The sequence below is a fragment of the Bacillus sp. FSL W8-0848 genome, assembly GCF_038007805.1.
In the GTDB taxonomy this organism is placed as follows: domain Bacteria; phylum Bacillota; class Bacilli; order Bacillales; family Bacillaceae; genus Bacillus; species Bacillus glycinifermentans.
Window position 1 is genome coordinate 692152 of sequence record NZ_JBBOYB010000001.1, and the last position, 23268, is coordinate 715419.

Below are 23268 nucleotides of genomic sequence, written 5' to 3' on the forward strand. Positions count from 1 at the left end.
TGCCGATAGATCATGTATTTTAGGTGGGAGGTGAGACTGTGGCAACGGAAAGCTTAGGAAATATGATTTATCGCTTAGGGTTTGATGATGGCGGTTTTTCAGCCGGAATGGACAACGTGGCGGAAAAAATGGCGTTGGTTCGAAGTGAAATGAAGGCTTCTGCATCGCAGTTTGGAGAGCTTGGAGACGCATCCGACAAGCTGCGTCAAAAACAGGAAGGTTTGTCCAAACTGCATCAGCTACAAGGTTCAAAAATCGAACAGTTGCGGGCAAAATATGAAGAGCTCGCGCGTGAAAAAGGAGAAAACTCACAAGCTGCTTTACAACTGGCCCAAAGGATCAACAATGAAACGGCCATGTATAACCGTCTCGGCCGGCAGTTAAGGGCTACGACATTAGAAATTAACACCCAAAATTCTGCATGGACCCGAGCAGGCAGAAGCTTGCAAGAGTATGGGGAACGCCTTCAAACCCAAGGCGAACGCCTACAGACGATAGGTAAGGTAGGGTTCGCCGGGATTACGGCTCCTATCGGGTTGCTGGGAGGATTGGCTCTTAAATCCGCAGCAGATTTCCAAAAAGCCCAGGGTAAAATCTCATCTTCCTTGAACATGACGAAAGAAGAGGCGCAGGAAGTAGCCAACATATCAAAAGATGTGTGGGTTAGCGGCTTCGGTGAATCACTCGAAGAAGCCAACCAAGGCGTTATTGATGTGAGAAAAAATCTTCAAGGCTTAAAGGGAGAAGAACTTGAACAGGCCACAAAACGGGCTTATGTACTCCGGGATACTTTCGAGTTTGAAATACCTGAAAGCACCAGAGCAGCCAAAGCCTTGATTGATAACTTCGCTGTTGATAGTGGAAAAGCTTTTGACTATATCACTGTTGCTGCACAAAAAGGCGGCGATTATTCAAACGAGCTTTTAGATACGATCTCAGAATACTCACCCCAGTTCAAATCAGCAGGGCTTTCCATTGACGGCATGTTTAACATTATGATTCAAGGCGCGCAAAATGGCGCTTGGAACATGGATAAGGTTGGGGATGCGGTCAAAGAATTTAATATCCGCGCTCAGGACGGTTCAAAAACGACTGCCGCAGGCTTTAAAGCTATCGGGCTGGATGCTGACAAGATGGGGGCAGCCATCGCCAAAGGCGGAAAAGAAGGGGAACAAGCCTTCATGGCAACCGTGTCCGCCTTAGCAGCCATGAAAGACCCAATGGAAAAAGATCAGGCCGGTGTCGCTTTATTCGGTACCCAATGGGAAGATTTGCGGGGTAAAGTGGTAACTGCATTGAATCCTACCAAGGATATGCTTGGTGATGTTAAAGGTGCCACAGACAAGGCAGGAAAGGCTTTAAAAGATAACTTCGGGGATCGTGTGGCAAAAGATTTTAGACTATTGCAGACTAATTTACTCCCAGTCGGTGAAATTTTACTTGATAAGATCGAACCAGCTTTGCAAGCGGCAGGAAAGACAGTCAAAGACTTTACGAATTGGTTTCAAGGCCTTTCGCCGGCCATGCAGAACACAATCGTTATCGCTGGATTGGTTGCCGCGGCGTTCCCTCCTGTTGTTATTGCTTTAGGTGCAGTTGTATCAAGCATTAGCACTGTCACTGGTGCCCTGGGAAGGGGTGCCGCAGCATTCGGAAGATACAGAGCTGAGGCAGCTATGACCCAACGTTCAACGGCACAATTAGCGGCCGCGAACACCGCGGCAGCCGTACAAATGAATGCAAGCGGCGCCGCATTATCTCGTAATACTCGCGGTCTTCGTGGTATGCGTGGAGCTTCATCAGCGGCAAGTGTAGCGTTGTCGTTGTTTGGTGGCAAATGGGGTGGCGTCCTTAGTATTGCAACTATGTTCGCGCCTGAGATTATTAAAGGGACAAAATCACTCTTTAATTTTCGCGGGGGCGCACGAACAGCAACAGCGGCAGCCGAAACTTTGGGCGGCGGTGCAGCTCAAGCGACTGGCAAATTTGCCGGGTTTGGAGCAAAGGCACTGGGCCTTGTTAGAAGTCTCGGAAGTGTGTCGCGAATTGCTGGGATTGCCCGGCTTGGTTTCAGTGCATTAGGTGGCCCAATCGGGCTTACGATTACCGGGATCAGCCTATTGGCAGAAGGCGGGTATCACCTGTATAACCACATGAAACAAGAACAAATTCCGACGCTGGACAGCTTTGGGAAAAAAGTTTCTGAATCCACGACAAAAGCTGTTTTGGGCTATAAAAAATTAAATGATCAAGCAACCGTCCAGCTTAACAAGCTGCAATGGTCTGGTGAAACTGTCTCTAAAAAAACGGCAGACAGTATCGTCCAAAATTTTGATCAGATGGGCAACAAGATCAAAACAAGTATTGAGACAAAAGGAAACCAAAGTTATCAGACTCTTAGTAAATTCCTTTCATCCAGTAAAAGCTTGAGTCAGAGGGAACAAAATGCAATTTTAAACAACGTAAAAAAGAAGCAAAATGAAGAAACCCAGGCTGTCGATAAAGGGCAGAAACAGATCAAAGAAATATTAAACAAGGCCAGTGCAGAAAAACGTCAGCTTACACAAAAAGAACGTACCCAAATCAACAGCATTCAAAAGAAAATGATGAACACGGCTGTTCAAACCATGAGCAAAGGCGAGGTAGAACAGAAGGCTATTATGAGCAAGCTCAGAAGCGAGTCGAAAAATATTACGGCTCGGCAGGCTGCCGATACAATCAAAAACAGTATCAAAGCCCGTGATGGTTCTGTGAAAGAAGCGAACAAAAAATATGATCAAACTGTGGAAGCAATTGTCCGGGAACGGGATGAGACAGGTTCTATCAGCAAGAAACAAGCTGATAAGTTGATCAAAGAGGCAAAACGGCAGCGCGACGGCTCTGTTAAAAAAGCAGAGGAAATGCACAAAAATGTTGTAAAGCAAGCAGAGAAACAAGCAGGCGGGCATATTGATCAAGTTGATAAAGAAACAGGCGATGTCCTCACAAGATGGAATAATTATGTTATTGATCAGGCAGTCATTGTCAATACCGTCACCGGTGGAATTAATAAGATTCTTGAATTTATGCATATCCCAACCATTCCAGAATGGACACCAAAAGGCTACAATAGCAAAAAAGGTAAAAAGCTGAATGGTAAATATGCAAAAGGAACAAATTTTCACCCTGGTGGGGCGGCATTAGTCGGTGAGGAAGGTTGGGAGCTGGCGCATTCGCCGGGAATCGGTACGTATGTTGTCGGTATGAGCGGCCCACAAATTTGGGATCTCCCGCGTGGAACTTCTGTCCTTCCTCATGATGAATCTAAAAAGCTAACATCTATGACGGAGATGCCTGGCTATGCCGGCGGGGTCGGCGACTTTTTCAAAAAGGCTGTGGATGGCTCTAAAAAGATGGTCAATGGGGCTGTATCTTTTGGGAAAAGCGTCGTAGATAAAGTCGGGGATGTCAGCGCGGCTGCAATGGATTTGCTTACCCACGGCCCAGGTAAATTAATCAAAAAATTGTTTAATGGGCTGATCCCATACAAATCAGGGAAAGGCATTGACTCATTTGGAACCGGCATAATGAAGATTTTAAAAAATGGGGCTACCGAATTTCTGAAAGGGGTTATGCCGGACCAGGAAACATTCAAAGGAACTGGCGGGACGAAAGCCGTCAACCAATGGGTAACGGAAGCGGTCGGCATCGCGGGCGTGCCTATTTCGTGGATTCCTGGGCTTGTTACAATCGCCATGAAGGAGAGCGGCGGGAATCCGAACGCTATCAACCTATGGGATTCCAACGCGAAAGCCGGGCATCCTTCACAAGGGTTAATGCAAACCATCCCGTCCACATTCAACGCCTATAAGTTCCCGGGACATAATAACATCTTAAACCCTATAGACAACATTCTCGCAGCCATTAACTATATCAAGGCACGATATGGAAATATATCAAATCATCCGGGTTTAAAATCGATGGCCCGAGGCGGCGGATATGTTGGATATGCTGCAGGCGGAGTATCCCCGGGAGCAGGCGGCACAAAACTTGCGGCTTTGAACGAAAGAGGGTATGACGAGCATATCATTACGACGGATCCGAAATATCGCGAAAGAAGTATCGGGATTTGGGCCAGAGCCGGGCAAGAATTAGGCATCCCAGCGCAGACCGTTCCGCAAATGCCGTCCATTGAGCCGATCACACAGCGTCAGGATCAACAAATTGCATTGCTAATAGAACAAAACGCTCTTTTAAGAGAAATTGCAGCAAAAGAGGGCGATGTGATCATGTACGGTAAGAAAGTCGGCAAGGTCTTAACGGCTATCAGTACAAAAGAATTTAATGATAGAAGCTCATTGATTGGAGGGATTTCATGAGGGATTTGGATTTGATCATAGGTGATAACCCCATAAGCGAAATTCTGCCTGGTGTGTCTCTCCTTTCATTCGTTCCTGAATCTCCTGTTTATGAACGTCAGACCGTTACCTTGAAAAATAGAAACGGTCTGCTCAGTCCATCGAAAAACAGTCCTGGACGTTACAAAGAAAGAAAAATAGCGGCTGAATTTGCAGTCGAAGCCCACAACGCAGAGCAATTCTATTTGTATCGTTCGAATTTATATGCCTTGCTTGTCACTCAAGACCCGTATCATGTGATTCACTCATATGAGCCAAATAAACGATGGCTTGTGACAGCAGATGATGTATTTTCTATTCCACAGGATAACGGGAAGCTGACAAACTCTTTTTCTGTTACATTTACGGCTGTTCAAGGATTGGCTGAATCTGTTTATGACAGTACCGTTCCTGTTAACTTACAGGGGGAACGGTTTAATCTAGGGATGAATATAGGCCGATTCAGCGAGCAGCCTTTTCAATTTAAAAACAAGAACCGTTTCAGCGTATACAATTTTGGGGATGTCACCCTTTCGCCTATAGAGCATGATTACAAAGTGAAAATGTACTTTGAAGGAAAAGACATTAAGATCACAAATAAAACAACCGGGGACAGCATAACGCTTTCCGGGAGCCATTCAAAAAAGAATCTTTTGACGGTGGTCAAACAATATATCGTCAAAGGAAGTGAGGTCATTTCTACCCGCGGCCGGTTCCCGGAACTTGCGCCAGGAGAAAATGAATTTTCAATTGAAAATGCAGATTATAGTGACCTTTATTTCATTACACGATTTTACTATAAGTAGGGGGCGGTAACAGGTGAATCAAATGTATGTTCAAGATCGGTTTACAGGTCAAAAATATGAAATTGTAGACGCCGCCCCACGTGTAACGGATGGAGTTGACGGGAAAAAGAGTCTGGATTTTACTCTTGAAAATAGTTTAAGTGATCCATTGGCATTTAATGCGTTGACTGGCCGTAATCTTATCGTTATCGATGAGAGGGTTTTTAAAAATCAAAAATATGTCATTCGTAATGTTCAAATCTCCCAAGATGGAGAGTTACTATCAAAGTCGATCTCGGCCAATCATATTTACGTCTTTTTGCTTGGAAAAAATCGCGTGGATGATGTGATAACGGGGGGAATTTCTCTTGATAAAGCCCTAAAACACGCCCTGAAAGGCAGCAATTTCACTTTTGAAATTATGGCTGATGCCAGAGACATCAAGCCCGTAAAAACTGATAGTTTCGGGGATTCTTTTTCCATTGACCTGATGGACTCTATCGCCTCTAATTACAAGGTTGAATTTGATGTGGATAATCATCATATCTACGTGTATAAAAAGATGGGCCGTAGAATTAATAAAACCCTTGATACCAGGGCAAATATACAAGGACTACAGATTCAAATATCCGAAGATAATACGGCCACACGCGGGCGCGGCTATGGGAAACAAAAAGAAGAAAAAGACATGTTGGGTGACGAATCAATCGGATACGAATCAAAGACTGGTTCATGGACTTATGATGAGTCATTAAAAGCTGATAAAACATCAAAAATTGGTTCAGCTTTTACTTTCTCTTTTACAGGCACAGGATTCAGGTTTAAAACTCTGACTTCGAAGCTTGGCGGTAAATGGGAATTTGTCATTGATAAAGATACAACGAAGACGATTTCAGTCTATAAAGACAATGATCCGAAAGAGGAAGTCATTGAAGTGGTTAGAGGCCTTGACCATAAAAAACATGATGTGGTTGCGACCTTTAAAAGCAAAGACAGCAAAAACCCAAACACAAAAGGCACAAAAGGTGCTGCGCCGGTTATGTACTTGCTTCGCGGAAATATATTTGAGATTTACAGAGAATTTAAAAATGAAGCCGAAAAATATGTGTTTCCTCCCGTCCTTTTTGTTCATCCGAATGAAAAGGATTTTTTAATTGAAGGGCAGCCAACATGGGCAGAAACCATAAGAGACGAATCGATCACAAAAGCGGAAGATATGAAATCTCTCTTGAAACAAAAAGTCAATCCGTTTCCAGAGGTCACAGTTGATATTGATTTTGAAGAAATTGAGGTCCCTGAGTTGAAAGGCATAGAAGACAAGATCACAAAAGGAGATACCATCCACGTCATTGCGGATACGCCTCAAAACGGCATTACATTTGAGGATGATCTGCGCGCGGTGAGTATGGTCTATAATCCGTTGGATGACACCGAAAAGCCAGAAGTCACTTTCTCCAACTTTAGAAAAGACCTGATTGATATTCAACTGGACAGCAGGCGCCGCATTAAAAAACAAGAAAGGTATCTGATCGAACAAAAAAATCAAATACTGGCCCAAATACAGGCGGCCAAAGCGGAGCTTTTTAATGCAGTGAACGCAACACAAAGCAAAATCCCCGGAAACTTTACGTATACACTGACCTTTAATTCTGGAGTGTGGGCGGTCACGGGTGGTCCGGGGAATGTTTCTGTCAGTTCTACTGCCCTCCTTTTGGAAACTGATGATGATTTTCAAATTAAGTATGTTACAGCTGAAAGCTCAACGGTCATGAAACAAAACAACGTTTCTGCCTCTGTTGATTATGAAGAAAGTCAAACGGACAGCTTTACAGTTTCCCTTCTTCAAAACGGGAAGCTATTGAATCCAGTAAACGCCCCGGAAGGTTCAAAAATAACGATTCTGATTGTGGGCTACAGTTAAAAGGAAAGTTGGTGATAGTTATGTTTCACTTAGAAAAACAGCATAATCCTGTTCCTAATGGAAAGCTTCTTTCACAATTGGACGAAAATGCACGGTTGACGGAAGAGGCAATTAACGGCAATATCAAGGCTTTAAATTCCCATAAGAAAGCAGCAACAGCCCACAAGTCGGATCAGATCGATCACGGCGGGTTTACAGTTGCGAACCGATTAGATAATCTTTCGGCGCGTTTTGCTAATGTGATTGTGAATCACGACGGGAAAGACGTAAAAGAGGTTGTGGACGCCAGGGTGACAACTGACGGGAAAATTGCCCAAACATTGAAAGATCGGCTGGATTTAGAATTTAATAAGCTTGAACAGAAAATAAAAAGGGAAGTACATGTGGATGATTTCGGAGCCGTACCAGACGGGGAAACCGACAGTACCGAGGCATTCAGAAAAGCAGTGGGGGACGGCCATGTAAGGGTTCAATTAAGCGCCGGGACCTATGTGGTTCGAGGGGTTAAGCTCCCATCCTGGACCTATCTGATCGGCCAGGGTAAAGGCGTGACGATTCTGCAGCTACATGAGGATACACCGGCCAGCGAATGGGTGATCACAAACGCCGATTATGAGAACGGAAATCGAAATATTTTCGTGCAAGGTATGTCCCTTGATTGGAACCCGGACAGGCAGGGCGGCGTCGGGGCTACCGGCGGACAGCATTCAAGTTGTTTGACATATGCCAAAGTAAAATTTGGGTGGGTTAAAGACGTTGAGGCTATTAACGCAGGTTTACACGGATTTGATATAACAGCGCCCACATATGATCATCTGGCGTCTACACAGTATACAAAAGACGGATGCCGGTATATTTGGTTGGATAACTGTGTAGCTTATGGGGCGGGGGACGACGGAATTACCACGCACTATAGCGAATACATTTTTATTTCAAATTCTTACTCTTTTGATCAGCGCGGTACGGCTCACCCAAAAGGACAGTCAAATTCAAATGGCATAGAAGTTGATGACGGGTCAAAGCATGTTTGGCTGATTAATAACTTTACATCCGGCAATATCCGGGGTGTAGAAGTCAAAGCACATAAGGAATGGCCAGCATCCCAAAATGTTCATATTATCGGACATACTTCTTTCCGTGATGTGCGTGCTTATGATTTAAGGCATATCGGGCATCATCTGGCGGCCGATCCGGAAAGTACAATGGCTTATGATGTCACCCTGACGGATTGTACCGCCATTGAGCCTGTATTTAATGATATGTATGCAGGGCTGTCGCCTCGTGCCTTAGTTGTTTCGGCTTATAAAAATGTAACTATCAGCAATTTTACAGCAATTGGTGATCCTTTATATGATTATCAAGATAATCCAGTGATTGCTTTGCAGTATCGCAGCCGTAACATATCTTTGAACAATATCACGATCAGGGGATTCAAAAAAGCAGGGTTTGATATTCGTCTATATGGCGGCCCGCAAAAAACGGATAATGTCAACCTGTCCAATTTTGCATTTTATAAGTCGGCTAAGCAGGGAATCGGGATCGGCGGCGGGGTGTACTCCGTGAATATCTCCAATGGAATTATGGAGGGAGAAGGCGGAACCTACGGGATTACGTCGCCCAATTCACAGGCAAACATTAATAATGTTCAGGCGTCTGGCTACTCCTATGCTGCCATGATTAAAGGCAACAAGTACAAGTTTGTACCAACGAACTTTAAAGGAGGATTTCGAGGAGCGACGACTTCCGGGGCTCCATTAGATTCAACAAGTGCAATTATAGCGGCAACAGGTGACAACATTGCAAAAGGCCCGCGGAATTTCATGGGCGGTGTATCAGGCGGCTCCTCCACAGAGGGATCAAGGCAAGCCATTATAGCGTCCAACAACTCGCACACAAAAGGGGACGGACCTGCAAGAGTGGTGATGGCTTCCCAGGCAGTTGTTAACGATGATAGTTATTCGGTAGGTGGTGGATACGGTAATGGTTCACCTTCGAAGGATAATATCAAATGGAAAATCGGCTCCACAAACGGAAATATCCAAGGTGTTGGCCGTGTGGAAAGCGTGTCCGACTTCAAAGACCTTGCGGAATATTTTGAGTCCAAAGACGGCCGCAAAATTGAATCTGGTTATCTGGTGACCTTGGACGGAGACAAGATCAGGAAAGCCGAAAAAGGGGACAGGGTTCTCGGTGTTATTTCTGAGACGGCCGGGGTCGTTATGGGCGGTGCGGCTTTCTATTGGAATGACCGGTATCTTAGGAATGAGTTTGGCGGCATGATCTATGAAACGATTATCGATGACAGCGGCCGGAAACTCAAAATTCCAAAAGAAAATCCAAACTATAACCCTAACCTTGAATACATCCCACGGGAGGAACGGGATGAGTGGCATGTCGTCGGGTTGATCGGCCAGGTATACGTAAGGATTGATGAGACTGTCCAGGCCGGGGACCGGATCGTACCAGTTGGCGGAATTGGAACTAAATCAGAAGATGGCGCAGGCTTTTACGTGATGCGTATTAAGCAGCCCTATTCTCTTCAAAAAGGATACGGTCTCGCCCAGATTTTCATACACCCACAGATGTAAGGAGGTTCAGCGATGATCTATAAGGAAGGCGAAATATCATTTGATATTAACGCGCGGAGAGTGGCGCCCATTTCTACAAACATACAATTTTTTACCCAGGACACGGGCAGCGCAAAGCTGTCCTTTTCTTTTACAAAAGACGGCGCTCCGCTGCCTTTGTCGGCGGTGGATGCTAAAATCGTTCTTCTGTATGCCAATGACTCATTTTATAAACGCAGCTTGACGCTGACGGACAAGGTAAACGGGAAAGCAGAATATGTTCTATCTGATGAAGAGCTCAAGCATTACGGTGAAGTTAAGGCCGAAATCAAGCTTTATTACACAAACGGCCAGGCGCTCGCGACAGTCTTTTTCACTTTCTCCATTGCAAAAACGCTTGAGGATCAGAACATTGTTCCGGTCGCAGAATATTACATCGAAGATGTGGAATCGTTTAGGGATCAAATTAGCCAAACTCTCGAAGAAATAAAAGCGAAGTTTGATGAATTCGAAAACATCGAAACAAAAAACGGCGCCCAAGAGAAGGCGGATGCAGCGGAAACCAACGCGAAAGCTTATACGGACCAACACGCAGCTAAAACAGACAATCCGCATAAGGTCACGAAATCCCAGGTCGGATTAGCTAACGTTGATAATGTGAAGCAGGCGGCGAAGACGGATTTCGATACGCATGTCGCGGATAATGTACGGCATATTACGGCTGACGAGCGAACGAAGTGGAACGGAAGCCAGTTATTTAAAATAACGAATGACGTCGGAGGCGTTCTCGTCTCAATAGGTGACACTGACGATTTTTATACGAAGATTATTCAAAGCGGGAGACGGTTCGGCACTTTTTATTCCACGGGTAAGGCAATAAACGCGGCTTCTACTAACTCTACACGAGGCGTTTTTCATATGACTTCAACCGATAGTAATGGGTTAGGCACGTTTGGCTACGTTATAGCAGTTGATTGGCAAAATAACATGTTTACGAATTATTTAGACCTAAATTTAGGATGGCAAGGGTGGCGTCGTGTTTTAACTTCGTCTGACCTATCGCCGGCCTGGAATAACGTGACGCTCATAAACGGAGCTAAACAGGATTCGGTGTATCCGTTGAAATTTTCCGTTAGCAACAACGTTCTATGGTTGCGCGGATCTTTTGGAACATTGCCGACTATCGGGACATCTGTCGCTAAGTTTACGAATAAGCCGACCCAGCTAGTCGATTTTGTCGTGCCTACGATCGGTTCTTACGGAACAGCCCGGTTTGCGCTAACGACAGACGGCGATTTAAGATATGACGGCATGTTAGCGAATGATGAAACGAAGGTAACGAGGGTGTCGTTTAATGAATCAATACCGTTATGGTAGGGGAGGCGATAAGCATGCACGTTCTTTTTTACGATGAAAATTACCAATATGTTGGCGAAGATGATTTTTCCGGTGAAGAATTGCCGCCGAATAGCACGATCACCCCGATTCCAAAAGGATTATACGTTCCGAAGTATGATCCGGAAAAAGACAAGTGGATAGAATCAGCAAGCAAAGAGTATATAGAAAGTGTAACGCCGCCTGCACCGGAGCCGAACCCTACCGATCTGCTGAAAAAACAAAATGCTTTACTTTCTTTACAAATAGCGAAACTACAGGCAGATGTTTCAGCACTGAAAGGCGGGGGGGCTTCATGAAGTATCCAACTTTCTCAGATATAAAACAGTTTTATGATTGGGGGTGTTACACAGATGAAGATATGCGGGAATACGTAAGAATTAACTGGATCACTCCGGCTGAATATGAAGAAATAACAGGCCGGAGTTATGATAAGCCCGCCGTCAGTGTGGACTTAGGCATGGCACACACCCTATAAGGGTGTTTTTATTTTGCCTCAAAGGAGGTGAAAACGATGTGAGAACAGGAGGATTAAGGGACATGCAGCAAACAAATGAATTGGACGTCTTCAAGCAGGAGATCACTGAGCTTAAAGCTGATCAAAAAACGCTCGAACAGCGTGTCAGCACTCTGGAAAGGGCGTCTGACCGACACGATCAGCAGATTATGTCCATCAATGAAAAGCTCAACAAGATTGAGGAAAATACCACGTGGATCAAGCGCAGCATTACGGGCGCTACATTAATTTTATTCAAAAATAAGGAGGAAAACACATTATGAAAAACTTTGACAAAGGCACGGTGGTTCGCACGGTGCTTCTTTTTATTGCATTGATTAACCAAACTTTGATCATGTTCGGGAAGGCTGCTCTTCCGGTCACCGAGGACCAGGTCAACACGCTGGCAGACACTTTGTATTTGGCCGGATCAACGGTGTTTACTATCATCACATCTCTCGTCGCTTGGTGGAAACATAACTATGTCACAAACAAAGGAAAGCTGCAAAAAGAAGTTCTAAAACAAAAAGGATTAACGAAATGAGGTTGCCGGCCGGCAGCCTTTTTTATTTAAAACAAAATAGGAGTGATTCAAGTGGTTAAGGTAGTCAAAAACTATGTGAAGGTTAACAAGTATACCCGGCCGGGGCTGAAATTGTCAGGAGTCAAAGGTATTGTCATGCACTGGACGGCGACACCCGGCGCTTCTGCATTGAATGAGCGGAATTACTTCAATGGAACGTGTATCGCGGCCGAACGTTACGCCTCAGCACATTATTTTGTAGACCGCAAGGAAGCGCAGCAAATTATCCCTGAAAATGAAGTCGCATACCATGCACACGACGGGAACCGCTGCTATGTGAGCTTCCTAAAGCCGAATGCCAACACGACGGCAATCGGTGTTGAAATGTGCGTCGAAAAAAACGGCAAGATTCACAGCGAAACCGTTCAAAATGCTGCTGAACTGGTTGCCGATCTGTGCAAGCGTTACGGACTTTCTACAAACAAAATTGTCCGTCATTACGATGTGACAAATAAAAACTGTCCGGCGCCTTGGGTGAGCGATTCCAGCCAGCTCACAGCTTTTCGGAAAAAAGTCGACAGCCTACTTGGGAATAAAACCGTGTCAAACACGACGGCACCCACGAGCCAGTCGAGCAAATCAACAGGGACGACTATCCTTAAAAAAGGATCATCAGGATCAAGCGTAAAGGCGCTGCAAAAACGTTTGATTGCTGCGGGCTTCTCATTGCCGAAATACGGGGCGGATGGTTCTTACGGGGATGAAACGGTGCAAGCTGTCAAAGCCCTTCAAAAGAAATCCGGGATTACAGCAGACGGCATTTATGGACCGGCTACCGAAAAGGCGCTCGCGGCCATTGAAGCGAAAAAGAAAAAATCATCATCAAGCGGCAAAAAATCATCCTACACGCTGCCGTCTGGTATCTATAAGGTGAAAAGCCCACTGATGAAGGGAACGGCCGTCCGGCAGATTCAAGAGGCTTTAGCAGCTGTATATTATTATCCGGACAAAGGTGCCAAAAATAACGGTATAGATGGTTATTACGGGCCAAAGACAGCAAACGCGGTCAAACGATTCCAGATGATGCACGGGCTGTCTGCGGATGGAATTTACGGTCCTAAAACGAAGGCGAAACTTGAAGCTCTGTTAAAGTAAAGAAAATTTTTTGGCGATATTCAAAATTCTTTTATGCACAATAAAAACCCCCATTTGGGGGTTTTTTTAAATGAAACTGAATATGACGTATATCGCAACTTCAGCTACAAGTAAATAAATCATGTACCTTGCATATCTATACACATCATCGTCATCAGCACTTTTTTTACTTTTAAATGTCCATGCAAATAAACCTAAAACGGTTAACGCTAAGATGACTTCAACTATTGTTAATGGAGACATTTTTACCACTTCCCTCGACATTTCCATCCATAGTATCCCAACTCTATTGCAAGAGACGCTGCATTAACTTTCATCCCAGATTTAATCAAAGTTTTGAACATTAATCTTGCGGCTAAATCATACTGCTTAGTTTTGATATATGTAAAGATAGCACCATTTAAAAATTGACGCGCTATATTTCCATAACTACCAATCATTTTGTTTACAACACATTTACCAAAAGCAGTTGCACTAGCAACCTGAAAACTAGACTTCTGAAAAGAAGAGTCTGACGCCATTAACTCTTTTAGTTTCAAGGCAGCGGGATCACCCTCCAACACTTTTTGATCAAACAATTCCTTGTTTTTAATAACATAACCATCATTAGTTAGTTCCCCAACTTCTTCGAAGTAAAACTTTAATATTTCCTCTAATTCCTTTTCTGAATAATCACCAGAATCGGAATAGATTTTAACCTGGGAATTCGGCAATTCGCTTGCCTGTGAAATTTGAGGTACAGCAAAGGTTACTAATAAGAAAGCTGTTAGCAATAGGATAAATGGTTTACAGACTCTTTTAGCTATCGTCTCCACTTTTCTCTCTCCCTTATAATGTATTTGGTATTGTATAGATTACCATAAAATGAGTGGTGATGCCTCTGAATATTGAAAAATAGTAAAAAAGATACATTTTAAAAGCGGGAACTTGAATCTGGTCAATAATGCTCTGCATGCAAAAATACGTTCTCTTCCTGTAGGAAAAAGAACGAACGTTTGGTATAATTGTCATAGGTAAAACAAACCAATGGAGGGGGATACTATGAAAAAATCCGAACAAATATTAGAAGCCATAGACGAACTAACTAAAGAAAAAGGTTTCCCGCCATCTGTTAGGGAAATAGGTGAAAGGGTTGGTTTAAAATCTTCAAGTACAACAAAAGGTCATCTTGACCGGTTGCGTAAAAAGGGGCTTGTTGATTGGGAAGAAGGTAAGCCGCGAACGTTACATTTATTACGTAAAGAAAAAGCCACCTTTTAGATTGGTGGCATTGTTGTTTTTATGTAATTTAGGCAGACATAACATTACTACTATTATTATTTTGTTTTGCGACCATCATAATACCGGCAATTAACAAGAGAATGCCTGACACAAAGTAAATAGAAAAGGTATAAAGGACACCCATAATTAGAATGAAAATTCCCCAGCCTTTGCTGTTTGCTTTGACTTTAAATGTTGCAACCCAAATAAGCACAAGAAGTGGAATTGATAAATAAGTATAAATTAATAAGTAATAGAAAAATCCCATGTCAGCTTCATCTGCTGGTGTAAAACCATAAAAAAATGTGAAAATAGCTGTGAAAAACCAACCAATTGTTAAAAAGATTGTTGCAATTAATGATAAGGTAAACTCTGCTGTTCGTTTCAACTTTATTCTCTCCTTAATTTTAATCTCAATAATAACAACAAATTCTCAATACATTCTAAGAAATATCCCCTCCATGTCCAAGCTTTCATGTGAAAAAAGCCCTCATTGTTTTATAATGAACATTTACATTTTAAAACAAATGAGGGGGATTTTCTACATAGTTTTACTTGAACAGCTTGCCCAATATTTTGCCGGCTGTTTTTCCTGCAGCTCGGCGGGCCATTCGTTTCCCTAGCGTTCCATTTTTCGCCGCGTTAACATCTCCTAAAATTTTAGCTGACTTATACAGTGCTGATCTGATTTTGTTGATACTCATTTTTCCTCGTCCCTTTTTGTATTTGTGGTTTTATTATAGCAAATATTGTTCATCTTATTGCCCACTATTTGCCCACAGTGGGTAAAATTTTCGCTTATTTTCACTTGTTTTTTATAGGGCAAAGACGGGCAATGAGAACACCAGAAACCTCTTGTACTATAAGGGGTAGAAGGGGTTAGCAAGGCAATAAAGGGTAACCATAACAGAAATGGGCGGCATGATGTAAGCCCGCACCGCGAAACCCCTTGAGAGATCAAGGGGTTTTTCCTGCATTCCAGGGTTTTCCAGCCCGACATTTCCGTTTGCAAAAATTGGCTTGGATAGAATTTGCAAAATAATTCATTCTACAATTAGATACAGTATTTGTAAAAAAGGAGGGAAGCACGGCATGACTGTCATTAATCAGGTCAAACAGGCGATAGCCAGTCTGAAAAGTGCTCAGGCAAGCTTAGAAACCTTTCACCTCAGCACCGATAACAAAGAAGCCAAAAAGCTTTATCAACAAGCTGCTCAACAAACCCAGTCCATCGTTCAATCGCTTGAGCCGCGCGTTCAGCAAATCGAACAGGAAGAACCGCAATATAAACAACAGTAAGCATGAAAAGGTTGGTTTCGCCAACCTTTTCTCTGAAAGGAAGGTGATGCTGGTGAGGGGGTTCAATCATTACTTTCTTATCTGCGTTTTTTTACTTTTTAGCAGTGCCGTCACCATTGGCTGTCAAGATCAAAATGCCGCCGAGGGCCAATCGGGCGCGGTGCGTAATGTAAGTACGAAAGATGGGAAGACCGATCAATCGGTTGCAAATCAAGCAAAAAAGCGGTTATTAAAAAAAGAAGAGGTTACAGAGGTCAGAGGAGCCAACAGCAAGAAGGATCTTGTTCTGGCCGTGCAGGTCGAACATATGGACCGATTCCGGCTGAAGGACATCGAAAAAAAATCGAAAGAGCAGTTAAAAAAAGAATTTCCGGGCTACAGCATCGAAATCTCGACTGACCAAAAAATTTTTTGGGAATTGGACAAATTAGAAAAGCAGCTTCAGCACAAAAACGTGAGCAGCAAGAAACTGAACAAAAAGCTGAACAAAATCAAACAATTGATGAAGGAAAAGCCTTAGAGAGGGTGGGGTCAAATGGCGGATCAAAAAAAGAAAAATCTGACGCCTGTCATGCAGGAATATCAACAATTCGCAAAAGAGCGTGAAGTCAAACGGCCTGTTTTGAAAAATTGCGTACAAGCTTTTATAACGGGCGGAATCATTTGTTTAATCGGGCAAGCGATTCAAACATTTTACATGTATTATTTTAATTTCACGACGCTGACTGCCGGCAATCCGACGGTTGCGACGATGATTTTCATATCGATGCTCTTAACGGGATTTGGGGTTTATGACCGGATTGCCCAGTTCGGGGGCGCAGGTTCGGCCGTTCCCGTGACGGGGTTTGGAAATGCCGTCATTTCCGCGGCGATTGAGCACCGGACCGAAGGATATGTGTTAGGCGTCGGCGGCAATATGTTCAAGTTGGCCGGATCTGTCATTCTGTTCGGCGTGTTCTCCGCATTTGTGATCGCCACGATTAAAACAATCCTCATCACATGGGGGGGATTGTAATGCTTGCGGGTCACCGTACTTGGATGTTTGAGAACAAACCGGTGATTGTTTCAACCGGAACGTCGGGAGGGCCATTCGAGGGAAACGGAAAAATCCCGGAAGACTTTGATGTGCTGCACAACGATATTTGGCTGAATGAAGATTCCTTTGAAAAAGCCCAGAAGGTTCTTTTGGAGGATGCTTGCAAAGCGGCGGTGCAAAAGGCGAAGATCCAGCAGGAGCGGGTGCAGTTTTTTCTCGGCGGTGATTTGATTAATCAAATTACGCCGACAAGTTTTGCGGCAAAAACGCTCGGGGCGCCGTATTTAGGCTTATTTGGAGCCTGCTCGACATCGATGGAAGGCCTGGCTTTGGGGGCGTTTATCGTCAATCATAAGGGGGCGGACTGTTTGCTGACAGGGGCTGTGAGTCACAATGCGGCGGTTGAGAAACAGTTCCGCTACCCGACGGAATACGGTTCGCAAAAACCGCCTACTTCACAGTGGACTGTGACAGGAGCGGGGGTGGCGCTGTTAAGGGATCAAGGAGACGGCCCTGTTGTTACATCAGCGACACTCGGCAGAGTGATCGATATGGGATTGACTGATCCGTTTAACATGGGCAGTGCGATGGCGCCTGCCGCGGTCGATACGATCGAAGCTCATTTAAAGGAACGGGATGTTGATCCTTCTTATTATGATGTGATTGCGACAGGAGACCTCGGGCATATCGGCAGAGAAATCGCCCTGGATCTATTTAAAAAGCATGAAACATCGATTACGGAAAAACAATTTCAGGATTGCGGATTGATGATTTACAGGGAAGGGCAGCCCGTTCTTGCCGGGGGAAGCGGCGCAGGGTGTTCAGCGGTTGTCACATACGGCCATTTGCTGAACCGGATGAAAAAGGGCGAGATCAAACGACTGCTGGTCGTTGCCACCGGAGCGCTGTTATCGCCGCTGTCATATCAGCAGAAAGAAACGATTCCGTGTATTGCCCATGCTGTTTCAATTGAGGTCGGAGGTGAAGGATAGGTGATCTTTTTTTGGGCATTTGTCGTCGGAGGTCTCATATGTGTCGTCGGCCAAATCATGTTCGATGTGTTTAAGCTGACGCCGGCCCATACGCTGTGTACGTTCGTTGTCATCGGAGCCTTGCTTGATGCGTTCGGGCTGTATGAGCCGTTTATTGATTTTGCAGGAGCCGGAGCGACCGTTCCGATCGTGAGCTTCGGAAATCAGCTGTTCCACGGGGCGATGGAAGAAGCGCAGCAATACGGTTTGATCGGCGTCATCACCGGCATGTTTAAAGTAACGAGCTCCGGAATTTCGGCTGCGATCATCTTCGGAATGATTGGAGCGCTTCTTTTTAAACCAAAAGGATAAGGAGGTGCCTGTAAAATGACGGTTGGAGCACAGGTCAAACAATGCCTTGCCAGCCTCAAAAGCGTTGAATCAGGTCTGTCGGCATTGGCGCTGAAATCGCAGGATGAAGAAACGAAACGCCTTTTTCATGAAACAATGATGGAAACAGACGAAGTGATCAAAGATTTGAAAAAACGGGTTGGTGAGCTTGAACGAGAGGAATATCAATATAAAGGCTTCTGACTGAAAATTTTTGTACAGATTGGAGGGATCACATGTGCCTGAGTGGTTAGATGTCGTCATCCGTTCTTTTATCTTTATGTCCGCTCTGTTTGTTATCACAAGGATGCTTGGGAAACGGCAGCTGGCAGAGCTTTCGTTTTTTGAATATATTGCGGGAATTACGATCGGGGGCATTACATCCGAGGTCGTTATGGGTCTTGAGAACAGCATCATCAACGCCTTAATTGCTGTCGTCATTTTTTCGGCAGTCCCTTTCCTGGTCGAATTGATCTCATTAAAAAGCAAGAAATTCCGCGACTTTTTTGAAGGAACGGGAACGGTTTTCATTAAAAACGGAAAGGTGATGGAAGACAATTTAAAAAAAGAAAAATACTCGACAGACGAGTTGCTGGAGCTTTTAAGAAAGAAGGATGTTTTTAATATTGCGGAGGTCGAGTTCGCCATCCTGGAGCAAACCGGCGATTTAAACGTGCTCTTGAAAAAGGAGCACAGACCGGTTACCGTCAAGGACCTTCAGCTTCCATACCAGGCGGAAAAAGAGCCGCAGACCGTGATCACAGACGGACAAATTTTGGACGAGCCCCTGTCGATTGCCGGATTGAACAGGCGCTGGCTGCAGGAGGAACTTGAAAAACTGGGCGTCACAATAGAAAATGTGTACCTCGGACAAGTTGATTCAAACGGACAGTTGACGGTCGATCTGTATGATGACCAATTACAAATTCCGTCACCTCAGGAAAAGCCTTTATTATTGGCAACGATTAAAAAATGCCAAGCCGACCTTGAACTGTTTGCTCTGGCGACGGACTCAAAGCCGGCAAAAGCGATGTATGCCAAGAACGCAAATAAACTGAAAGACTTGATCCAAAAGCTTGAGCCTGTTTTACATGAATAGCAGGTAAAAGGATTTTCTCTTTTAATGGGACGGGCTTTGCTTGATGACATCCACACTATTATTTTGAGGCGAATTCACCAATAGCGATACTTCATAAGCTTCCATTTCATCTGAACTGTAGGGTTGCAGCAGTCTTTTTAAACGTTCAGCATCCTGTTGACGGGGGTTCAGCCATTCCTTTTCATGATCACGGGTAAGAATAACGGGCATCCGGTCGTGAATATCCGCCATGAAAGCGTTTGGTGTTGTCGTAATAATGGTGCATGTATAAACAGGTTCGCCGCCGGGGGATCTCCACCTTTCCCACAGGCCTGCAAACGAAAAAAGGTCATCTGATTTCAGCTTGATCCTCATGGGCTGTTTTCGTTTTGAATCAATGCGTTTCCATTCGTAGAAGCCGTCAGCCGGAATGATGCATCTTCTGCTCATAAGAGGCTTACGGAAGGCCGGTTTTTCGGACAATGTTTCAGCCCGGGCGTTGATCATCTTATAGCCGACTTTTTCATCTTTGGACCACGGCGGGATGAGCCCCCAGCGCAAATAGCCCAGCCGATGGACCGTACCGTCATTGATGACGGCCAGGATTTCTTGGGAGGGAGCGATGTTGTAGCTGGGCCTGTATTCTTCTTCCGGAATCGTTTGACCGATGTCAAAACGGTCGATGATTGTTTCATAATGAGAAAACAGTGTGAATCTGCCGCACATCTCAATCACCTTCGAAGGTTTTTGTTTATTGTATAATAATGGAATCCTGAAATCAAAGCATGTGATAAATTTCGATCAGGTTCTTTTCCGGGTCCCGAAAATGGGCAATACGCGCCCGCCACTCCTTGCGATTGTGCGGTTCGGTCACAAACTCGATGCCGTTGTCTTTGAAACGGTTATAAGCCTTATCGACATCTTCGACTTCAAATTGAAGGAGAAATTTTGCTTGAGATTCCCCTTCCCCGCAGGTAACTTCAGCCATCGCTTTTCGCGATAAAAGCTCAATTTTCGTTTCCCCATTGTTGAAAAGGGCATATTCCATTTCTTCCTCATAAAAGCTTACGGACAGCCCTAATATATCCTTGTAAAACGCGGCAGTTTTCTGAAAATCGTCCACCAATAGCCTGATTTGCAACAGTTTCAATTCAATCGCCTCCTATTGATGTACAGTATACAAAAAGAAACTTGACAGCATTGTGTCAAGTTTCTTGTCCGTTATTTAATTCGCTGTGTTTTTTCGAATAAAGAAAATAGACGATGATACCGACTGCGATCCAAATGACAAACGCTGTCCATGTGACGCGCGGCAGGCTGAGGGCCAAGTAAAGGCATAGGCCGGCGCTGAGAAGCGGTACAAATGGAACGAGCGGCACCCTGAAAGCTGCTTTAATATTCGGGTGTTTTTTGCGAAGTACGATTACGGCAATCGAAATGATCGTGAATGCAGCAAGCGTCCCCATGTTGACAAGGTGAGCGAGTGTGCCCAGGTCGATAAAACCCGCAATTCCGGCTGCGATGAAACCTGTCAGCCATGTGTTTTGGAACGGCGTTTTGAACTTTCGATGCACTTTCGCAAATGTTTTAGGCAGCAGTCCGTCCCTGCTCATTGAAAACGTTAAGCGAACCTGTGCGTACAGAAGGGCGAGCATAACGGTCGTAATTCCGATAATGGCGCCGACTGAAATAATTCCGGCAAGGCTGTCCTGATTGACATACTTAAGCGCAAATGACACGGGATCGGCGACATTCAGTTTTGTATAAGGCACCATCCCCGTCAGCACGAATGTAACAGCGATGTAAAGCACCGTACAAACCGCCAGCGCTCCGATGATTCCGATCGGCATCGCCTTTTGCGGATTTTTAACTTCCTCTGATGCGTTTGAGACAGCGTCAAATCCGATATAAGCAAAGAAAACCGTCGCAGCGCTCGTAATGACGCCCTGAATGCCGAACGGCATAAACGGCGACCAGTTCTCCGGTTTGACATAGCCGACTCCGGCGATGATAAATAATAAAATAATGGCAATTTTCAGCAAAACAATCACATTGTTAAATCGCGTGCTTTCCTTTACGCCTCTTCCGACAATCGCCGTAATGATCAGAATAATTGCAGCCGCCGGCAGGTTGAAGACGCCGCCTGATGCACTTCCCGGAGCGGCAGTCAATACAGCGGGAATGTGCAGGTTGAATCCGGCAAGCAAAGACTGAAAGTAAGAAGACCAGCCTGTTGCAACCGCAGACAGCGCAATAACGTATTCAAGCATTAAATCCCAGCCGATCAAAAAGGCGAGAAACTCTCCGAGCGTTGCATAAGAATACGTATATACACTTCCTGATACCGGTATGGAAGACGAAAATTCAGCGTAGCAAAATGCTGCAAGCGCACAAGCGATAGCCGCTAATATAAACGACAGAATAAGGGCGGGCCCTGCAGTTGTTGCGGCGACCGTTCCGGTAATGACGAAGATCCCGGTCCCGATGACACAGCCGATTCCCAATAAGACTAAATCAAAAGCGCTTAAAGAACGGGCCAGGCTTTTCGTTGCGCTTTGCTCCATTAATTTGTCGAACGATTTTTTTCTAAATAATGAACCCATAAGTTCCTCCTGATAATAAGCGAAATATTCAAACAATTATTTATGTCGACCTTTGTATTATATTGTCGAAAAGGAAAATAATCAACAAGAAAATTTTGCCCTTTAAAAGGTTGAAGCATAAAAGCGGCAAACTGCCGCTGAATTGTCACATTTTCCTTCAGTATAGCCGCTGGCGCAAAACAAAATAAGCCGGCAAATTGGACCTTTTAGGTCTAACTTGCCAGCTTGATAAAAATGCTTTTTTATTTAATAGTAAACGTAAATTACAGAGGAGGTTGATTTTTTCAAATTTGTTGGAGGAATAACGCCTAGAATCATACTCAAAAAAAAAAAATACCCCATAATTTGTAAATTGATATAACAAAAAAGGATAATTGCCTGATAGAATCTTACTTGCTTAGGATTTTAGGATTCTTTGCTTAAGGCTGCTCTTGCTGCTGGAAGTTTCCTTGCCGGAAAGCGTTCACTTGTTCAGGTTTCCTTTCTGGAAAGCGTTCACGTTGCTCAGGTTCCCTTGCTGGAAAGTGTTCACATTGCTTGGGATTCCTTTCTGGAAAGTGTTCACGTTGCTCAGGTTTCCTTGCTGGAAAGTGTTCACATTGCTTGGGATTCCTTGTTGAAACGCGTTCGCGCTGCTGAGGTTCCCCTGCTGGAACACATTCATGTTAGCACCTGCACCGACCGAGGGTTGAGACGGAACATATCTTATACCGTTAAACATTTGTCTCCACAGGTGGTCATTGGTTACCCATATTTCTTTATCGGGAAGTTCAACCGCGCATACTCTTTGTAATGGCCAATTTTGTTCGACGAGTCCATTTACTTTAGTATGATTGATTAGCAAAACGCTGAAATCGTTTTTGACTAAATCTGATAATACGGCTTCAAGCTCCTGGGCTTCTTTGAACGTTCCGCTCGTTCTGACAAACAGGATTCGATCAGCTGTCTCCATTTTGTCTAGAAATCTGTTAATCCTTCTTTTGAATTTGGCCTTTACTTCCGGGTAAGTGACGAGATCCTCCATTGTGTTTTTGTCTGCTTTAAAATCGTGGGCAGAGTCGACACAGTAATAATCATCTCTTACTAAGATGTACCGGTCAGGAGTATCGACTCCTGTCGAGTATCCTGTTACTCTGAGATTATGAGGCTCCAAAAAGTGAGAGAAACGATCTTTTAACATCCTTGTGAGGTCTGACAAATAAGGGGTTCCGACCCAATCTAAAGGACCGGCAAACGGCCTTAAATTATTTTTTCTCAGCTGAAGCCCTGTTAAACAAAGATGCCCCAAACCGAAAATAGCATTATAGTTTCCTTTGATTTGATTTAAATTCATACATCAATGCTCCTTTTTGTGAAATGTCCTGCTGGTTGATACTAGTATTCTATGTTTATATGATAGTTGAGCAACGACTC

General features: G+C 44.3%; 24 protein-coding genes and 1 pseudogene. 18 read left to right on the forward strand and 7 right to left on the reverse strand.

The genetic code is table 11. The features are described from left to right. Positions 1 to 38: 38 nt before the first annotated feature. From NSQ39_RS03685 to NSQ39_RS03730, 10 genes and pseudogenes are all read left to right on the forward strand, one after another. Positions 39 to 4358 (forward strand): phage tail tape measure protein, encoded by a 4320-nt coding sequence (locus NSQ39_RS03685; RefSeq protein ID WP_341014229.1) that lies wholly within the window; start codon positions 39 to 41, stop codon positions 4356 to 4358. Next, a complete protein-coding gene (locus tag NSQ39_RS03690) occupies positions 4355 to 5182 on the forward strand; it encodes a phage tail domain-containing protein (RefSeq protein ID WP_268365887.1) in 828 nt (275 codons plus the stop codon). The genes NSQ39_RS03685 and NSQ39_RS03690 overlap by 4 nt, the downstream gene beginning before the upstream one ends. A gap of 22 nt (positions 5183 to 5204) precedes the next feature. Continuing rightward, on the forward strand, positions 5205 to 7082 hold the full coding sequence (locus NSQ39_RS03695; protein ID WP_341016864.1) for a prophage endopeptidase tail family protein: 1878 nt from the start codon (positions 5205 to 5207) through the stop codon (positions 7080 to 7082). A gap of 20 nt (positions 7083 to 7102) precedes the next feature. Beyond that, entirely contained in the window at positions 7103 to 9670 is a 2568-nt protein-coding gene (locus NSQ39_RS03700) for a peptidase G2 autoproteolytic cleavage domain-containing protein (protein WP_341014232.1), read from the forward strand. 12 nt (positions 9671 to 9682) lie between these two features. Then, on the forward strand, positions 9683 to 11026 hold the full coding sequence (locus tag NSQ39_RS03705; RefSeq protein WP_341014234.1) for a phage baseplate upper protein: 1344 nt from the start codon (positions 9683 to 9685) through the stop codon (positions 11024 to 11026). Between the two features lie 14 nt (positions 11027 to 11040). Beyond that, positions 11041 to 11343, forward strand: a complete 303-nt coding sequence (locus NSQ39_RS03710; protein ID WP_145614344.1) for a hypothetical protein — start codon at positions 11041 to 11043, stop codon at positions 11341 to 11343. Next, on the forward strand, positions 11340 to 11522 hold the full coding sequence (locus tag NSQ39_RS03715) for an XkdX family protein (protein WP_048356293.1): 183 nt from the start codon (positions 11340 to 11342) through the stop codon (positions 11520 to 11522). Before NSQ39_RS03710 ends, NSQ39_RS03715 begins: the two co-directional genes overlap by 4 nt. Before the next feature lie 62 nt (positions 11523 to 11584). After that, positions 11585 to 11788, forward strand: a pseudogene (locus tag NSQ39_RS03720) (hemolysin XhlA family protein); the annotation flags it as partial. Between the two features lie 32 nt (positions 11789 to 11820). Beyond that, entirely contained in the window at positions 11821 to 12084 is a 264-nt protein-coding gene (locus tag NSQ39_RS03725; protein WP_048356294.1) for a phage holin, read from the forward strand. A 51-nt stretch (positions 12085 to 12135) separates the two neighbouring features. Continuing rightward, entirely contained in the window at positions 12136 to 13218 is a 1083-nt protein-coding gene (locus NSQ39_RS03730) for a peptidoglycan recognition protein family protein (protein WP_341014241.1), read from the forward strand. A gap of 245 nt (positions 13219 to 13463) precedes the next feature. Here NSQ39_RS03730 and NSQ39_RS03735 read toward each other — a convergent pair whose 3' ends face one another. Then, positions 13464 to 14033 carry a hypothetical protein gene (locus NSQ39_RS03735; RefSeq protein WP_046129176.1) on the reverse strand — a complete coding sequence of 190 codons (570 nt, stop codon included), beginning with the start codon at positions 14031 to 14033 and terminating at the stop codon, positions 13464 to 13466. 226 nt (positions 14034 to 14259) lie between these two features. Here NSQ39_RS03735 and NSQ39_RS03740 point away from each other — a divergent pair, with 226 nt between their 5' ends. Continuing rightward, entirely contained in the window at positions 14260 to 14478 is a 219-nt protein-coding gene (locus NSQ39_RS03740) for a LexA family protein (RefSeq protein WP_145681711.1), read from the forward strand. A gap of 28 nt (positions 14479 to 14506) precedes the next feature. On the opposite strand, the gene NSQ39_RS03745 is transcribed toward NSQ39_RS03740, so the two are convergent. Both NSQ39_RS03745 and NSQ39_RS03750 read right to left on the reverse strand, forming a co-directional pair. Beyond that, positions 14507 to 14866: a DUF4064 domain-containing protein gene (locus tag NSQ39_RS03745; protein WP_011198293.1), complete on the reverse strand. Its 360-nt coding sequence runs from the start codon at positions 14864 to 14866 to the stop codon at positions 14507 to 14509. 163 nt (positions 14867 to 15029) lie between these two features. Next, positions 15030 to 15182: a hypothetical protein gene (locus tag NSQ39_RS03750; RefSeq protein ID WP_011198291.1), complete on the reverse strand. Its 153-nt coding sequence runs from the start codon at positions 15180 to 15182 to the stop codon at positions 15030 to 15032. A gap of 388 nt (positions 15183 to 15570) precedes the next feature. Here NSQ39_RS03750 and NSQ39_RS03755 point away from each other — a divergent pair, with 388 nt between their 5' ends. The 7 genes from NSQ39_RS03755 (at position 15571) to NSQ39_RS03785 (ending at position 19273) form a co-directional block, all read left to right on the forward strand. After that, a complete protein-coding gene (locus NSQ39_RS03755; protein ID WP_175075843.1) occupies positions 15571 to 15777 on the forward strand; it encodes a DUF1657 domain-containing protein in 207 nt (68 codons plus the stop codon). After that, the gene (locus NSQ39_RS03760; protein ID WP_336885340.1) at positions 15722 to 16297 is read left to right on the forward strand and encodes a YhcN/YlaJ family sporulation lipoprotein; all 576 of its coding nucleotides are present in this window, start codon (positions 15722 to 15724) and stop codon (positions 16295 to 16297) included. The genes NSQ39_RS03755 and NSQ39_RS03760 overlap by 56 nt, the downstream gene beginning before the upstream one ends. Positions 16298 to 16312: 15 nt before the next feature. After that, the gene (spoVAC, locus tag NSQ39_RS03765) at positions 16313 to 16792 is read left to right on the forward strand and encodes a stage V sporulation protein AC (RefSeq protein WP_048405811.1); all 480 of its coding nucleotides are present in this window, start codon (positions 16313 to 16315) and stop codon (positions 16790 to 16792) included. Further along, positions 16792 to 17805, forward strand: a complete 1014-nt coding sequence (spoVAD, locus tag NSQ39_RS03770; protein ID WP_175075845.1) for a stage V sporulation protein AD — start codon at positions 16792 to 16794, stop codon at positions 17803 to 17805. Before spoVAC ends, spoVAD begins: the two co-directional genes overlap by 1 nt. Further along, a complete protein-coding gene (gene spoVAE / locus NSQ39_RS03775; RefSeq protein WP_048354818.1) occupies positions 17806 to 18156 on the forward strand; it encodes a stage V sporulation protein AE in 351 nt (116 codons plus the stop codon). A gap of 15 nt (positions 18157 to 18171) precedes the next feature. Continuing rightward, on the forward strand, positions 18172 to 18378 hold the full coding sequence (locus tag NSQ39_RS03780) for a DUF1657 domain-containing protein (protein WP_175075846.1): 207 nt from the start codon (positions 18172 to 18174) through the stop codon (positions 18376 to 18378). A 76-nt stretch (positions 18379 to 18454) separates the two neighbouring features. Beyond that, the gene (locus tag NSQ39_RS03785) at positions 18455 to 19273 is read left to right on the forward strand and encodes a DUF421 domain-containing protein (RefSeq protein WP_175075908.1); all 819 of its coding nucleotides are present in this window, start codon (positions 18455 to 18457) and stop codon (positions 19271 to 19273) included. Positions 19274 to 19294: 21 nt separating this feature from the next. On the opposite strand, the gene NSQ39_RS03790 is transcribed toward NSQ39_RS03785, so the two are convergent. The 4 genes from NSQ39_RS03790 to NSQ39_RS03805 all read right to left on the reverse strand — a co-directional run bounded on the left by NSQ39_RS03790 (position 19295) and on the right by NSQ39_RS03805 (position 23188). Further along, positions 19295 to 19978: an SOS response-associated peptidase gene (locus tag NSQ39_RS03790; protein WP_175075847.1), complete on the reverse strand. Its 684-nt coding sequence runs from the start codon at positions 19976 to 19978 to the stop codon at positions 19295 to 19297. A gap of 52 nt (positions 19979 to 20030) precedes the next feature. Then, on the reverse strand, positions 20031 to 20402 hold the full coding sequence (locus NSQ39_RS03795; protein ID WP_175075848.1) for a VOC family protein: 372 nt from the start codon (positions 20400 to 20402) through the stop codon (positions 20031 to 20033). Between the two features lie 55 nt (positions 20403 to 20457). Continuing rightward, on the reverse strand, positions 20458 to 21855 hold the full coding sequence (locus tag NSQ39_RS03800; protein WP_175075849.1) for an amino acid permease: 1398 nt from the start codon (positions 21853 to 21855) through the stop codon (positions 20458 to 20460). Positions 21856 to 22318: 463 nt separating this feature from the next. Continuing rightward, a complete protein-coding gene (locus tag NSQ39_RS03805) occupies positions 22319 to 23188 on the reverse strand; it encodes a DUF1796 family putative cysteine peptidase (RefSeq protein WP_175075850.1) in 870 nt (289 codons plus the stop codon). Between the last annotated feature and the right edge of the window lie 80 nt (positions 23189 to 23268).